General features: G+C 69.8%; 13 protein-coding genes and 3 tRNA genes. 7 read left to right on the top strand and 9 right to left on the bottom strand.

Translation table 11 applies throughout. From position 1 onward, the window contains the following. Positions 1–4: 4 nt before the first annotated feature. The gene (locus EBO15_RS05775) at positions 5–1,549 is read right to left on the bottom strand and encodes a peptide deformylase (protein WP_233615997.1); all 1,545 of its coding nucleotides are present in this window, start codon (positions 1,547–1,549) and stop codon (positions 5–7) included. 187 nt (positions 1,550–1,736) lie between these two features. On the opposite strand from EBO15_RS05775, the gene tgmA reads away from it, so the two are divergent. From tgmA to tgmC, 3 genes are read left to right on the top strand one after another with little or no spacing between them, the layout of a single operon-like run. Beyond that, the gene (gene tgmA / locus EBO15_RS05770; RefSeq protein WP_122193253.1) at positions 1,737–2,093 is read left to right on the top strand and encodes a putative ATP-grasp-modified RiPP; all 357 of its coding nucleotides are present in this window, start codon (positions 1,737–1,739) and stop codon (positions 2,091–2,093) included. A 6-nt stretch (positions 2,094–2,099) separates the two neighbouring features. Beyond that, positions 2,100–3,068: an ATP-grasp ribosomal peptide maturase gene (gene tgmB, locus EBO15_RS05765; protein WP_122193252.1), complete on the top strand. Its 969-nt coding sequence runs from the start codon at positions 2,100–2,102 to the stop codon at positions 3,066–3,068. Further along, on the top strand, positions 3,065–4,246 hold the full coding sequence (gene tgmC, locus EBO15_RS05760; protein WP_122193251.1) for an ATP-grasp peptide maturase system methyltransferase: 1,182 nt from the start codon (positions 3,065–3,067) through the stop codon (positions 4,244–4,246). Before tgmB ends, tgmC begins: the two co-directional genes overlap by 4 nt. Positions 4,247–4,266: 20 nt before the next feature. Here tgmC and EBO15_RS05755 read toward each other — a convergent pair whose 3' ends face one another. From EBO15_RS05755 to EBO15_RS05725, 7 genes are all read right to left on the bottom strand, one after another. Further along, a complete protein-coding gene (locus EBO15_RS05755) occupies positions 4,267–5,070 on the bottom strand; it encodes a GNAT family N-acetyltransferase (RefSeq protein WP_233615995.1) in 804 nt (267 codons plus the stop codon). 52 nt (positions 5,071–5,122) lie between these two features. Next, positions 5,123–5,205: transfer RNA gene (locus EBO15_RS05750), tRNA-Tyr, on the bottom strand. A gap of 5 nt (positions 5,206–5,210) precedes the next feature. Continuing rightward, positions 5,211–5,284, bottom strand: a tRNA-Leu gene (locus EBO15_RS05745). 4 nt (positions 5,285–5,288) lie between these two features. Next, a tRNA-Leu gene (locus EBO15_RS05740) sits at positions 5,289–5,362 on the bottom strand. Positions 5,363–5,555: 193 nt separating this feature from the next. After that, positions 5,556–6,605, bottom strand: coding sequence for a PDR/VanB family oxidoreductase (locus EBO15_RS05735; protein ID WP_199744345.1), 1,050 nt, complete (start codon positions 6,603–6,605; stop codon positions 5,556–5,558). Between the two features lie 5 nt (positions 6,606–6,610). Further along, the gene (locus EBO15_RS05730) at positions 6,611–7,489 is read right to left on the bottom strand and encodes a metal-dependent hydrolase (protein ID WP_122193249.1); all 879 of its coding nucleotides are present in this window, start codon (positions 7,487–7,489) and stop codon (positions 6,611–6,613) included. 97 nt (positions 7,490–7,586) lie between these two features. Next, positions 7,587–8,267 carry a hypothetical protein gene (locus EBO15_RS05725; protein ID WP_122193248.1) on the bottom strand — a complete coding sequence of 227 codons (681 nt, stop codon included), beginning with the start codon at positions 8,265–8,267 and terminating at the stop codon, positions 7,587–7,589. A 23-nt stretch (positions 8,268–8,290) separates the two neighbouring features. On the opposite strand from EBO15_RS05725, the gene EBO15_RS05720 reads away from it, so the two are divergent. Genes EBO15_RS05720 through EBO15_RS05705 form a run of 4 tightly spaced genes read left to right on the top strand, consistent with a single transcriptional unit; the run spans position 8,291 to position 11,730 of the window. After that, positions 8,291–9,769: an aldehyde dehydrogenase gene (locus EBO15_RS05720; RefSeq protein WP_233615993.1), complete on the top strand. Its 1,479-nt coding sequence runs from the start codon at positions 8,291–8,293 to the stop codon at positions 9,767–9,769. Positions 9,770–9,771: 2 nt separating this feature from the next. Beyond that, complete coding sequence (locus tag EBO15_RS05715; RefSeq protein WP_122193246.1) at positions 9,772–10,509, top strand: SDR family oxidoreductase; 738 nt, start codon at positions 9,772–9,774, stop codon at positions 10,507–10,509. Continuing rightward, the gene (locus EBO15_RS05710) at positions 10,506–11,342 is read left to right on the top strand and encodes an NAD(P)-dependent oxidoreductase (RefSeq protein ID WP_122193245.1); all 837 of its coding nucleotides are present in this window, start codon (positions 10,506–10,508) and stop codon (positions 11,340–11,342) included. Before EBO15_RS05715 ends, EBO15_RS05710 begins: the two co-directional genes overlap by 4 nt. Further along, complete coding sequence (locus tag EBO15_RS05705) at positions 11,335–11,730, top strand: carboxymuconolactone decarboxylase family protein (RefSeq protein ID WP_122193244.1); 396 nt, start codon at positions 11,335–11,337, stop codon at positions 11,728–11,730. The genes EBO15_RS05710 and EBO15_RS05705 overlap by 8 nt, the downstream gene beginning before the upstream one ends. Here EBO15_RS05705 and EBO15_RS05700 read toward each other — a convergent pair. Next, the gene (locus EBO15_RS05700; protein WP_122193243.1) at positions 11,705–12,817 is read right to left on the bottom strand and encodes a D-alanine--D-alanine ligase family protein; all 1,113 of its coding nucleotides are present in this window, start codon (positions 12,815–12,817) and stop codon (positions 11,705–11,707) included. The two genes, EBO15_RS05705 and EBO15_RS05700, sit on opposite strands and share 26 nt — an antisense overlap. Positions 12,818–12,829: the final 12 nt, after the last annotated feature.

Genomic DNA, 12,829 nt, shown 5'->3' with positions numbered 1-12,829 from the left:
CCGCCTAGCGCGGGCCTTCGTATCCCCAAGCCTTGCCGGTTCCCTTGTACTCGCTGACGCTGATCGGCTCGGTGCCGGGGCGCATTCGGTCCAGGTAGAGGTGTCCGTGCAGGTGATCGACCTCGTGGGCGACGAGGCGGGCGAGCGCGTCCTCGAACACGGTGATCGTCCGCTGCCCATGCGCGGTGGTGTGCTCGACTTCGAGGCGCAGTGGACGGGGCACCATGCCTCGGACGTCGAAGAACGACAGGCACCCCTCGTACTGCTCGTCCGTGTCGGGTGAGGCGTCCACAACGCGCGGGTTGAGCAGGACGATGGGGTCGGCGTCATCCCCCGGCGGCTGGACGACGGCGGCCGCGCGGCCGACGCCGATCTGAGGCGCGGCCAAGCCCATGCCCTTGCCGAACACGTGATGCTCCCGGACGCGCTGCATAGCGGCGAACAGCTGATCGACCAGGTCACGGGCCTGCTCCGCCTCGGCGGGCAGGTCGAACCGCTCCGCCACGGCGTTCAGGATCGGATCACCCTGTTGGACGATCCCGGCGGTCTTCATCCGATCGCTGGCCAGCCGCAGGTCAGGATGGTCTTCAGCGTCCTGATTCCGGTTACGGAAGCGCCATTCCAGCCGGTACCGAGCGTTCAACGGCGGACCTGTGGCAGTCCAGTCGAACAGGTCGGCGTCGCCCTCGCGACTCCGGTTGATCGGAGTACGCAGAGGCACCGCCTCGGCCGTTTCCGAGGTCTCGGTACCCCACACGATCGCATCGAGATCGGTGGGAAACCGCAGCCGCACCGACAGGTCGATGGTCGGCAGTCGGATGGCGCGCTGGAACCACGGCCCCCATTTGTCGTCCCCGATCCGGTACGAGTACTCCAAGGTGGCCCGCTCGTCCGGGTACAGCGGGAAGCGACCCTGGTCGTTCTCGAACTTCAGCCAGATCTCCTTGAACGAGTCCCGGTCGAACTTCACGACCTGCCGCATCGGCTCGCCGTCACACCAGGCTTGGGGGTTCAGCTCGTCCAGCGTCAGAGGCGCCCGCCGGTACAGCCGGTTCGACGCCTCCGGATCGCCCGGGTGCCGGTCGACACTGACACGGACCAGGTAGCGGGTGACCGGCTCGGGGCCGGTGTTGGTGATCACGCGCCGCATCGTCGCGACGAACGTCGACCCGTCGTAGCCGAGCTCGGCATGGTCATGCTCGACCACCAAGCCGCCAGGCCCACGCGCGGCATCCAGCGTTCGCTGGTGGACCGGTTGCGCGGCCTGCCACGCCTGCCAGATCTCACCCCCGGCGTTCAGCACGGCCTCCGCCTTTCGTGCGAAAGAGGCTGACGCGCCGTGCCTTCCCGCCGCCACATGCGACACGTACGAACGATCCAGCCCCATCGTCTCGGCGAGTGCCTTCTTCGTCATCCGACGTCTGACCCTCCACCGCTCGATCACCGCGCCGAACGACTCGCCGACCGGGGCCGTCTGACCGCTATCACCCATGGCCTTCCCACCTCTTCCGTGAGGGTGAGTGAACTGTGAATGACGCCAGTTCACCATGGCGTCACACACCCCATGCACGGTTTCCTGGCTTCAAGCACCCTCCGCCGACGAACATAACTCCCATACCGCCAATGCCCTTCGGGGCATTTCCCTCGCGGCATAGTGTCGGCCGTCTCCGCTCACCACCTGAGATAGCGGCACTACCAGGAGAAACGTGCACAGTCGATCACTTCGAGGAGATGTGATGTTCAAGAACCCGGAACCGATCAACACCTTGCTCTGCTCACCCGACGGGGAGTCTCGTGGCCTGATCGCCAGGGTCGGCGACATGTTCCCACTCGACCCGATGCCTTCAGTACAGGCCGAAAGCACCGCACCACCCTCGACCACCGGCGTCCGCCCGTGGGGCTTGCGGTTCATCCGGCAGCCCCGGACCCGTCCCCTCGCTCCCGACGGGTCGGTGATCTACGACCCCGTCCGGCAGCTCACCGTCGAGATCGCGACGGGAAACCCGGTGTTCAGGCACAAAGGCGGCACCAAGGAGACGACTGGAACGCCGGATGGGAGCAAGCCGTCCCCCGAAGAGACGACAAAGGACTAGACATCGATGGCCTCAACCGTTCTCGTCATCACCAACCGGGACGACGGCACCGCAGACAGGGTCCTGCACGAACTCGACCGGCGCGGCGTCTCGGTCATGCGCTTCGACGCCGCTGACTTCCCGCAACGGCTGGCGCTGTCGGCTGAGTGCGGACCTGGTATCTGGTCGGGAACACTGATCGGAGACCACCACTCAGCGCGACTCGAAGATGTCGTCGGCGTCTACTTCCGTCACCCCGGGCAGTTCGAACTCCCCGAAGGAATGACCAGGCCTGAACAGCTTTGGTCTTATGGCGAGGCGCGTCTCGGGTTCGGTGGGGTGCTGCATGCCCTCGACTGCGCCTGGGTCAACAACCCCACGCGTACCGCCGCCGCGGAGTACAAGCCACTTCAACTGTCGACCGCTGTCTCCGCCGGTCTGCGCATCCCCCGCACCTTCATCGGAAACACGCCCGACCAGGCACTCGCATGGGCGAAGGCCATAGGCGTCGAGATCATCTACAAGCCGCTCGCCGGATCGGTGCATACCGAGGCGGGGTCGACGCACATCCTGTACGCGACACCGATCACCGACCTGACCTCCCTCGGCGATCCCTCGATACGCGTGACCGCGCACTATTTCCAGGAGTGGATCCCCAAGCAGGCCGAAGTGCGGGTCACCGTGGTCGGCGATGACATGTTCGCCGTTGCCATCCATACCGACAGTCCTGAGGGACGCATCGACTGGCGCGCCGACTACGCCTCGCACCGGTACCGGGTCGTGGCAGTCCCCGACGAGGTGCGGGCCGGGCTACGCGAATGCCTTGATCGGCTCGGCCTGGTCTACTGCGCGGCAGACTTCGCCATCAACCCGCGCGGCGAGTGGTTCTTTCTCGGTGACCTGAATCCCAATGGCGAGTGGGGATGGCTGGCCCATCACTGCGATCTGCCGATCGCTGCCGCCATCGCCGACGTACTCGAAGGGGCAGAGCAATGACCCGGTCCGGCATCGCCGCAGACGTCAGACGTCGGGCCGCCGCGCTCGCTGATCGGCTCAGGGAGAGCGGCGATATCGCCGATCCCACGTGGAGGCGGGTCTTCGCGCGGGTTCCGCGGCATTTGTTCGTTCCGCATTACGCCCGGTACGAACACGCGCCGGACGGCGTCCGATACACGCTGATCAGTGGGGACGACCCTGGCCAGCGTGAGCAGTGGCTTGACGGTGTCTACTCCGACGAGACCCTGATCACCCAGGTCAGGGGGGTGCCTGTTGAGGTCGCACTCGCCAACGGGAGCCGCAGCGGCGCGTGGACCAGTTCGTCCACCGCACCTGGTCTCATGGCACGACTCTTGGAATCCCTGAATGTCGCCGACAGCATGACCGTGCTGGAGGTGGGGACCGGCACCGGCTACAACGCCGCTCTTCTGAGCGAACGTCTCGGCTCGGGCAACGTCACATCGGTCGATATCGACGAACAGCTTGTCGACGGTGCGCGGGAGCGTCTCGCAGGTCTCGGGCATCGGCCGACGCTGGCGGTCGCCGACGGGCGCGAGGGACTTCCTGCGAACGCCCCTTATGACCGCGTCATCGGGACCTGCGCGTTCCCCAACGTTCCGCCTGCTTGGATCGAGCAGACCAGGCCCGGCGGGCTCATCCTCGCCAATGTCGCCGGCGGCCTTGGCGGAGCGATGGTCCTCGTCCAGGTGGGCGAGGACGGCACAGCATCGGGTCGCTACCTACCGAGATGGGCTGGATTCATGCCCGCACGGTCGGCCAAGCCCACAGCCGAACCTCACTATCCCGAGGCCGAGGTCATACGTGGGACTGAGCTCGCGCCCGCCGTCCTCGATGACCCCGCGTTCGCCTTCCTGGCGCAGTTGCAGCTTGGCGATGCCTCTCCCTACTGGGCCACCCACGAGGACGGGTTCCAGCTCTACGGCCTTGCCGCGTCCGATGGGTCCTGGGCCGAGGTCCACCCTGCCGACGACCATGGTCGGCGTCGCGTCGAGCAAGGCGGGCCCCGTCCCCTCTGGGACCTGGTCGAGGCGGCGCACCAGTCGTGGGAGGACTTCGGCCGTCCGGACTGGTCGAGCTTCGGGCTCACAGCGCGCGCAGGAGCACAGCGTGTGTGGCTCTCCACGCGCAGCGGAATCTCCTGGGCCCTGCCTGAGTAGGCACCCGGCACCGGCGTGGTTCAGGAGGTGATGGCGTATTCGGTGAAGTGGGCGGTGGTGTGGAAGCCCAGGCGGCGGTAGACGGGTTCTCCGTCGGATGATGCTTGGAGCACCGCAATGTTGTGCCCCCGGCTGCGGGCGGTGTGGAGGGCTGCCAGGGTGATGGCGCCGCCGTAGCCGCGGCGGCGGTGGGTGGCCAGGGTGGAGATGTTGTAGATCCCGGCGACTCCCGCATGGTCGAAGACCTCGGCGGAGCACACCGGGCGGTCGTCCACGTAGCCGACGAGGTAGCGGGCCTTGCAGTCGGGGGCCAGGGCTTGTGGGGCGGCCATGTCGAAGAAGCGGCGTACGGTTTCGGCGGGCGGGTCCCAGTTGGCGGCGAGGACCGTGGCGTAGTCGGTGAGCTGCGCGGATGTGGTCACCGGGAGGATGTCGAGGCCGTCCACGTGCGGACGGGGCAGATCGTCCTTCAGGTCGGCCCACATGGCCGCTTCTTGTTCCGTGGCCACGAGGCCGGCGGCCGACAGGTGGGCTTCCAGGTTCTCCGGCGTGGAGGCGGGCCCCACCCACCAGGAGAACGGGCGGCCCGTGGCGGTCAGCGTCGTCACCGTCTCCGCGATCCGCGACGGGGCGGTCTCGGGGGTGAAGCGGGCCATGGCGACGATGTTGAAGGTGTCGTCATCGAGGCCGCTGTCGGCGATCAGGAGGTCGGCGGTCTCCATGACCGTGGCGCCCTTGAGCTGTCTGTGCAGGTGACAGGCATGCTCGGCCAGGTTCTGCTCCATCCTGGCCGGCAGGTCGTTCTCATAGTTCGTCGGACGCACGGAGTCGATCCCATCACGACTGCCCGCGGCGGGGCGAATTCGGAATTCCTTGTGGGGTGGGTGGGATTCGAACCCACTCAGCGCTGAGCACCTGCTTTACAGGCAGGCCCGACTCTCCTGCTTCGGCGCCACCCCTGGCGTGCCCTCGATGGGATTCGAACCCATACCATCCCGGCCCTCAACCGGACGCCTCTGCCAATTGGACTACGAGGGCGTCGTGCGGCTCCGGGGATTCGAACCCCGAACCTTCGGCACCTAAGGCCGACGTCTCTGCCTGTTGGACCAGAGCCGCGCGCGTTGGTGGAATCTCGGCGTCACCCGGGCGCGGGCCGGAGTCAGGAAGTGGGATACCGGCCGGTGCTGGCGAGCGACGCCTTGGGCAGTCGATAGAGCTTCAGCATGGCCGGTTCTCCTCTCGGGGCTTCATGTCCGTTGCGGACGTTCATCAGAGTGCCAAGGCTTCAGAAACGGCGCAACGGAATTAATCAGAGGTCGAGGGTGAGGCGGCCCTTGGTGGCTCGGGAGACGCAGATGAGCATGGTGTCGTCGCCGGGCGGGTCGGACGGGGCTCTTTGGTCGACGTCGCCGGAGAGGACGCTGACCTTGCAGGTTCCGCAGAAGCCTTGACGGCAGGAGTAGGCGACGTCCGGTTGTTCTTCCTTGATGACATCGAGGGCCGAGCGGGTGGGGGGAACCTGCAGGACGCGGCCCGAGCGCTTCAGTTCGACCTCGAACGGGTGGCCGTTGGTGACGGGGGCCGGGGCGAAGCGTTCGTAGTGGAGGGTCGCGTCGGACGGGAAGGCGGCGCGGATGGTGTCGATCATGGGGGCCGGGCCGCAGACGTGGACGGCGGTGCCGGGGGTGGCGTCGGCGAGGAGGTCGGCGCTGGTCGGGATGCCGTCGGTGTCGTCCGTCCGGATGGTGATGCGAGCGGACGGGAGGCCCGCGAGTTCGTCCAGGAAGGGGAGGGTCTCGCGGGTGCGGCCGGTGTAGATGAGGCGCCAGTCGGCTCCGGCCCGGTGGGCGGCCTGGACCATGGGGAGGATCGGGGTGATGCCGATGCCGCCCGCGATGAACAGGTAGCGGTCGCGGGGGATCAGGGGGAACGCGTTGCGGGGGCCCTGGATCTTGAGGACGTCGCCCTCGGTGACCTCGTCGTGGATCTCGACCGAGCCGCCCCCGCCGTCCGGGAGGCGGCGGACGGCGATGCGGTAGGTGCGCCGGTCGGACGGGTCGCCGCACAGGGAGTACTGGCGGCGGCGTCCGGACGGCAGGTGCAGGTCGAGGTGGCAGCCGGGGTGCCAGGCGGGCAGGACGCCGCCGTCGGGGGCGGCGAGGGTGAGCGCGACGACGTCCTCGGCGACCTTCCGGACGGACCGGACGACCAGGTCCGCCGACCGGTCGACCTCCCGGACGGGCGGCAGGACGGGCGACCGCAGCATCCGCACCCGCTGGACGCTGGTGAAGAACGTGTTGACCGCGACCCAGAACCGGTCGCGGTCCCGGCGTCCGTACAGGTCGGCGGGGTAGGACATGCGGGTCATCGCAGGGCCGCCTGGGCGGCCGGGGACGAGGCGAGGTAGGCGAGGGCCTGCTCGGTGGAGCCCTCGTTGAGAGGGCTGTAGTCGCGGCGCAGGTAGCGTCCGATGGACGCGCCGACCATGCGGCCGCTGGGGGTGAGCCCCTGGGCCCCGGTGCGGCGCATGTGCCGGACGCCGCCCTTGACGCGTCCCTGGACGATGGGGTCGGCGGCCATGAGGTAGCGGTGTCCGCGCTGCCAGAGGGAGGTCAGCATGGTGATCGTCTCGGCCATGGCGCGGACGCGGACGGGGTAGCGGCCGTCGAGGTGCATGAACAGCTCGTGCGCGACGTGCCGGTGTTCGACCTCCTCGGCGCCGTGCCAGCGCAGCAGGTCGAGCATCATCGGGTCGGCGCCGGCGCGGTCGAGCGCCTCGGCGTTGAGGATCCAGTCGCCGAGGACGCCGGTGAAGTGCTCGATGGCGGCGATGAGGGAGATCCGCTCGTTGAGCCAGGCGCGGCGGCGGTCGCCGGTGAGGCCGCGGTCGCCGAGCATGGTCTCGAAGAAGAACTCGGCCTGCCGGACGAACGGGCGGACGTCGAGGCCCTGGTCGACGAAGTGGTCGAGGACGCCGTCGTGGGACGCGGCGTGCATGGCCTCCTGGCCGATGAAGCCGAGGACGTCCTCGCGCAGGCGGTCGTCGCGGACGAGCGGGACGGCCTCCTTGAACACCCGCACGAACCACTCCTCGCCGGCGGGGAGCAGCATGTGCAGCACGTTGACGAGGTGGGTCGCGACGGGGTCGCGCGGGATCCAGTGCAGCGGCACCGCGGACCAGTCGAAGCGCACGTCGCGGGCCTGGAGAACGAGGTTGTCCGGCTCCCCGAGCTGGGCGGTCATGGGCGGCTCCGGCGAGGCTGTGACTCTTATTGACGAACTGTCCAGAAAGGTACCCCGGGCGTCCGGCCGTGACAACGTGTCGCTCAGGTGAGGCACGTCACCCGGGAAGGTGAGGAGTGCCGTCCCGCATCGCGGGGAAGCGGTGGCGGGCCGCGGTGGTGCCGCGGGTCATGCGGGTGATGTCGGCCTCGGGCAGCGTCTCGGTGTCGTCGTCGATGACGACCTCCCAGCGGCAGTGCGGGACGCGTCCGGCGGGGTTCCGGGGCGGCCGGTGGACGGGCCGGACGCGCGCCTTCGGGTTCACGGCCTGCGCGGTGATGTCGAACGTGCCGTCCTCGATGGTGTGGCACATGCCCGTGACGGACCGTTCGCCGAACGGCTCGACGTCGAGCAGCGCGCCGCAGGAGCGGAGCTGGAAGAAGCCGTGCCGCTCGTCGACCAGCTCGTACTCGACGTCCATGTAGTGCTGGGCGAACCCCGGGTCGAGCTGGAGTACCTTGAAAATGGCCGAGACGCCGTCGCCCTCGATCCGCATGATCTCGCGGATGCGCCGTGTGTAGACGGGGCTGGCGCCCTTCCACTCCTCGATGGCGATCTGCTCGACGGCCTCCTGTCCGTAGCGGAGTCCGACGGCGGTCAGGCAGGAGCGGTCGAGCAGGTGGACGATCAGCGCGTACTCGCGGACGAGTCGGACGAGCGCCGCGTGCGACAGGTCCTCGAAACGGAAGCCGGGGTCGAAGTCGCCCGAATAGTCCGTGCGGTACTTGCGTTCGGTCATGGTCGGAAATGTAGTCTGGACAGGTGTCCAGAACAACCGATCGCTTGTTCGGCAACACTCCCTCTCCCCTCCTCCTGGACGGCCGTCTCGTCCCCGGCTCCGGCGGCGTGTTCGACACCGTCGACCCCGCGACGGGCCAGGTCATCGGCCAGGCCGCCGACGCCACGGCCGCCGATCTCGACCAGGCGCTGACCGCCGCGCGGCGCGCGTTCGACGAGACCGGCTGGTCGTCCGACGTGACGTTCCGGGCCCACTGCCTGCGGCAACTCCGGGACGCCCTGCAAGCCCACTCCGACGAACTCCGCGAACTGACCATCAGCGAAGTGGGCGCGCCGCGCTTCCTGACGTTCGGCGCGCAGCTCGACGCCCCGGTCGCGGACCTCGGCTGGTTCGCCGACCTCGCCGAGTCCTACGCGTGGGAGACCGACCTCGGACGCGCCGAGCCGATGGGCATGGCGTCGCACCGGCGGATCGTCCGGGAGCCGGCGGGGATCGTCGCGGCGATCACGCCGTGGAACTTCCCGCACCAGATCAACCTCGCGAAGGCCGGCCCGGCGCTGGCGGCCGGGAACACGGTCGTGCTGAAGCCCGCGCCGGACACGCCCTGGTGCGCGGCCGCGCTCGGTGTCCTCGCGGCGAACGAGACCGACCTTCCGCCCGGTGTGCTCAACGTGGTCACGTCGTCCGACCACGGGATCGGCGCGCTGCTCGCCGCGGACGACCGCGTGGACCTGGTCTCGTTCACCGGGTCGACCGGCACCGGGCGGGCCGTCATGGCGTCCGCCGCGACGACGTTGAAGCGGGTGTTCCTGGAGCTCGGCGGCAAGTCCGCGTTCATCGTCCTGGACGACGCGGACCTCAAGGCGGCCTGCTCGTACGCGGCGTTCGCGGGCGTCACGCACGCCGGGCAGGGCTGCGCGCTCACCACGCGCGTCCTCGTCCCACGCGACCGCTACGACGAGGCCGCCGCGATCATGGCGAAGACGCTGACCAGGCTCGGGCCCGGCGACCCGTCCGACGACGGGACGATCTGCGGCCCGCTGATCTCGGCGGGGCAGCGCGACCGGGTGGAGGCGTTCCTGCGGCTCGCGCTCGACGAGGGCGGCGCGTTCGCCTGCGGAGGGGGCCGCCCGGCCGACCGGCGGGACGGCTTCTGGATCGAGCCGACGCTGGTCACGGGCCTGAGCAACGACTCCCGCACCGCCCGCGAGGAGATCTTCGGCCCGGTGCTCGTGCTGCTGCCGCACGACGGGGACGACGACGCCGTCCGGATCGCGAACGACTCGCCGTACGGGCTGTCCGGCGCGGTGCACGGGAGCCCGGAGCGGGCGAACGCGGTCGCGGCGCGGCTCCGCACCGGGACGGTCAGCGTGAACGGCGGCGTCTGGTACGGCGCGGACGTCCCGTTCGGCGGTTACAAGCAGTCCGGAATCGGCCGCGAGATGGGCGTGGCCGGGTTCGAGGAGTACCTGGAGACCAAGGCGATCGCCGAAGGGGCGTGACGATGGGACGGTTCGAGGGAAAGGTCGCGATCGTCACGGGCGCGGCGGGCGGGATCGGCGCGGCGTACGCGCGGGCGCTCGCCGCCGAGGGCGCGTCGGTCGTCGTCGCCGACGTGAACGACACCGGCCAGGACGTCGCGGACGAGATCAAGGGCCTGTTCGTCCACGCGGACGTGTCGGACCCGGCGTCCGTCCAGTCCTTGGCGGACACCACGGCCGAGCGCCTCGGCGGCGTCGACCTGCTCGTCAACAACGCCGCGATCTTCGGGACGATGCGGCTCGACTTCCTTTTCACGGTCGACTGGGACTACTACAAGCGCTTCATGGCGGTGAACATGGACGGCGCTCTGCTCTGCGCCCGCGCCGTCATCCCGCACATGCAGGCGCGCGGCGGCGGCGCGATCGTGAACCAGTCGTCCACGGCCGCCTGGCAGTACTCCGGCTTCTACGGCCTCGCGAAGGTCGGCGTGAACGGCATGACGCAGCAGCTCGCGCACGAACTCGGCTCGATGAACATCCGCGTCAACGCGATCGCGCCCGGCCCGACCGACACCGAGGCGAACCGGACGGTCGTCCCGGGGAACATGGTGCAGAAGATCGTCCGCGACAGGCTCGCGCTCAAGCGCATGGGCACCCCCGAGGACCTGACCGGAATGTGCCTGTTCCTCCTCTCCGACGAGGCGCGCTGGATCACCGGGCAGATCATCAACGTGGACGGCGGCGAGGTGTTCCGCGCATGACGGTCGGCTTCGTCGGGCTCGGCCAGATGGGCGCGCCCATGGCGAAACACCTGGTCAAGCAGGGTCTCCTCGTCTACGACACCCGCCCCGAGGCTCTCGCGCCCCTCGTCGAGGACGGCGCGCGCGCCACGTCCGGCATCGCCGAACTGGCCGCCGGGTCCGACCTCGTCTCGATCATGGTCCGGGACGACGCGCAGGTGACCGAGGTCGCCGCCGAGGCCCTCCCCGCCATGCGGCCGGGCGCCGTCCTGGCGATCCACTCCACCATCCGCGCCCGCACCGCCGCGGACCTCGCCGCGCGCTCCGGCCCCGTCCACGTCGTGGACGCCCCGGTCAGCGGCGGTTTCATGGGCGCGGCCGGCGGCACCCTCGCCGTCATGGTCGGCGGCTCGGACGAGGCGTTCGACGCCTGCCGCGAACCGTTCGGGGCGTGGGCGGACCTCGTCCTGCACATGGGCCCCGTCGGCGCGGGCACCCGCACGAAACTGGCCCGCAACCTGCTGCATTTCACCGCGTTCACGGCCGCCGCCGAGGCGCAGCGCCTCGCCGAGGCGTCGGGCGTGTCGCTGCGGAAGCTCGCCCGGATCGTCCGGCACACGGACGCCGTCACCGGCGGCGCGGGCTCCATCATGTTGCGTCCCACGACCGCGCCCCTCGCCGACGACGACCCGCTGCGCCCGATCCTCGACCACGTCCGCGCGCTCGGCGAGAAGGACCTCACCTTCGCCCTCGAACTCGCCGCCGACCTGGACGTCGACACCCCGCTCGCCCGCCTCGCCCTGGCCCGCTTCGCCACCGGCCTCGGCCTGCCCCAGGAGGACCAGGATGGATGAGCGCCGCGCCCGTGGCCTGGCCAAGATGCGCGAGGTCTACGGCTGGGACGTCGGGGACGCGCCGGGCGACTTCTTCGGCATCACCGTCGACCACCTCTTCGGCGACATCTGGACGCGCCCCGGCCTGTCCCTGCGCGACCGGCGCCTCCTCCTCATCGGCATGCTCGCCGGTCAGGGCCTCAACGACGTCCTGGACATCCAGATCCCCGCCGCCTTGGAGAGCGGCGACCTCACCCCGGACGAACTCCGCGAGACCGCCATCTTCCTGACCCACTACATCGGCTGGCCACTCGGCTCCCGGCTCGCGGTCCAGACCGACACCCTCATCGCCAAGCGGGAGAAACGCCGGGCCGCCGAGGGCCCTAGCGGAGACCGACCTCACGCGTGAGGGCGGTCTGGATGAGTCGGTCGACCAGGGACGGGTAGTCCAGCCCGGTCGCGGCCCACATCTGCGGGAACGCCGACGTCGGGGTGAAGCCCGGCATGGTGTTGATCTCGTTCAGGACCCAGCGGCCGTCGGTGGTGTGGAAGAAGTCGACGCGGGCCAGGCCCTCGCAGTCGAGCGCCTCGAAGGCGCGGACGGCGATGCGGCGGACCTCGTCGATCGCGTCGGCGGGCAGCTCCGGCGGGATGGACAGGGACGTCGAGCCGTCGAGGTACTTGGTCTCGAAGTCGTAGAAGTCGTGCTGGTTCGCCATCCGGATCTCGGCGGGGACGCTGGCCTCGGCCGGCTCGTCGCCGATGCCCTGCAGGACGCCGCACTCGATCTCGCGCCCGTCGATCTGGGCCTCGACGATCACCTTCGGGTCGTGCTCGCGGGCCGTCTCGATCGCGGCCTCGATGTCGGCCGCGTCGGTCACCCGGGTGATGCCCATGCTGGATCCGGCGCGGGCGGGCTTGACGAACACCGGCAGGCCCAGCTCGGCGATCTCGTCCAGCTTGCGCTTGCGCTCGCGCCGCCACTCGCGGTCGGTCATCGTCACGTACGGGCCGACCGGCAGGCCCTGCGCCTGCCAGACCAGCTTCATGAAGCCCTTGTCCTGCCCGACCGCGCTCGCGAGCACGCCCGCGCCGACGTACCGGACGCCCGCGAGTTCGAGCAGGCCCTGGAGCGTGCCGTCCTCGCCGTAGGGGCCGTGCAGCAGCGGCAGGACGACGTCGACGTCGCCGAGCGCGCGCGGGACCTCGCCCGGCTCGACGACCAGCAGGCCGCGCGAGTCGGGGTCGAACGGGAGCGCGAGCGCGCTGCCCTCGGTGCCCACCTCGGGCAGCCGGCCCTCGGTGATCGCCAGGTCGAGATCCGCCGGGGGGAGAACCCACCTGCCGTCACGGGCGATGCCGACCGGGACGACCTCGTAGCGGTCGCGGTCGATCGCGGCCATCACCGCGCCCGCGGTGACGGCGGAGATGGCGTGCTCGGAGCTGCGCCCGCCGAACACCACCGCCACACGGATCTTGCGAGAAACCTGGGACATGGTGTCCGACCC

This window comes from Actinomadura harenae (genome assembly GCF_003696215.1).
In the GTDB taxonomy this organism is placed as follows: Bacteria; Actinomycetota; Actinomycetes; order Streptosporangiales; family Streptosporangiaceae; genus Spirillospora; species Spirillospora harenae.
The sequence above is the reverse complement of the archived record's forward strand: the minus strand, read 5'-3'. Positions and strand labels throughout refer to the sequence as shown.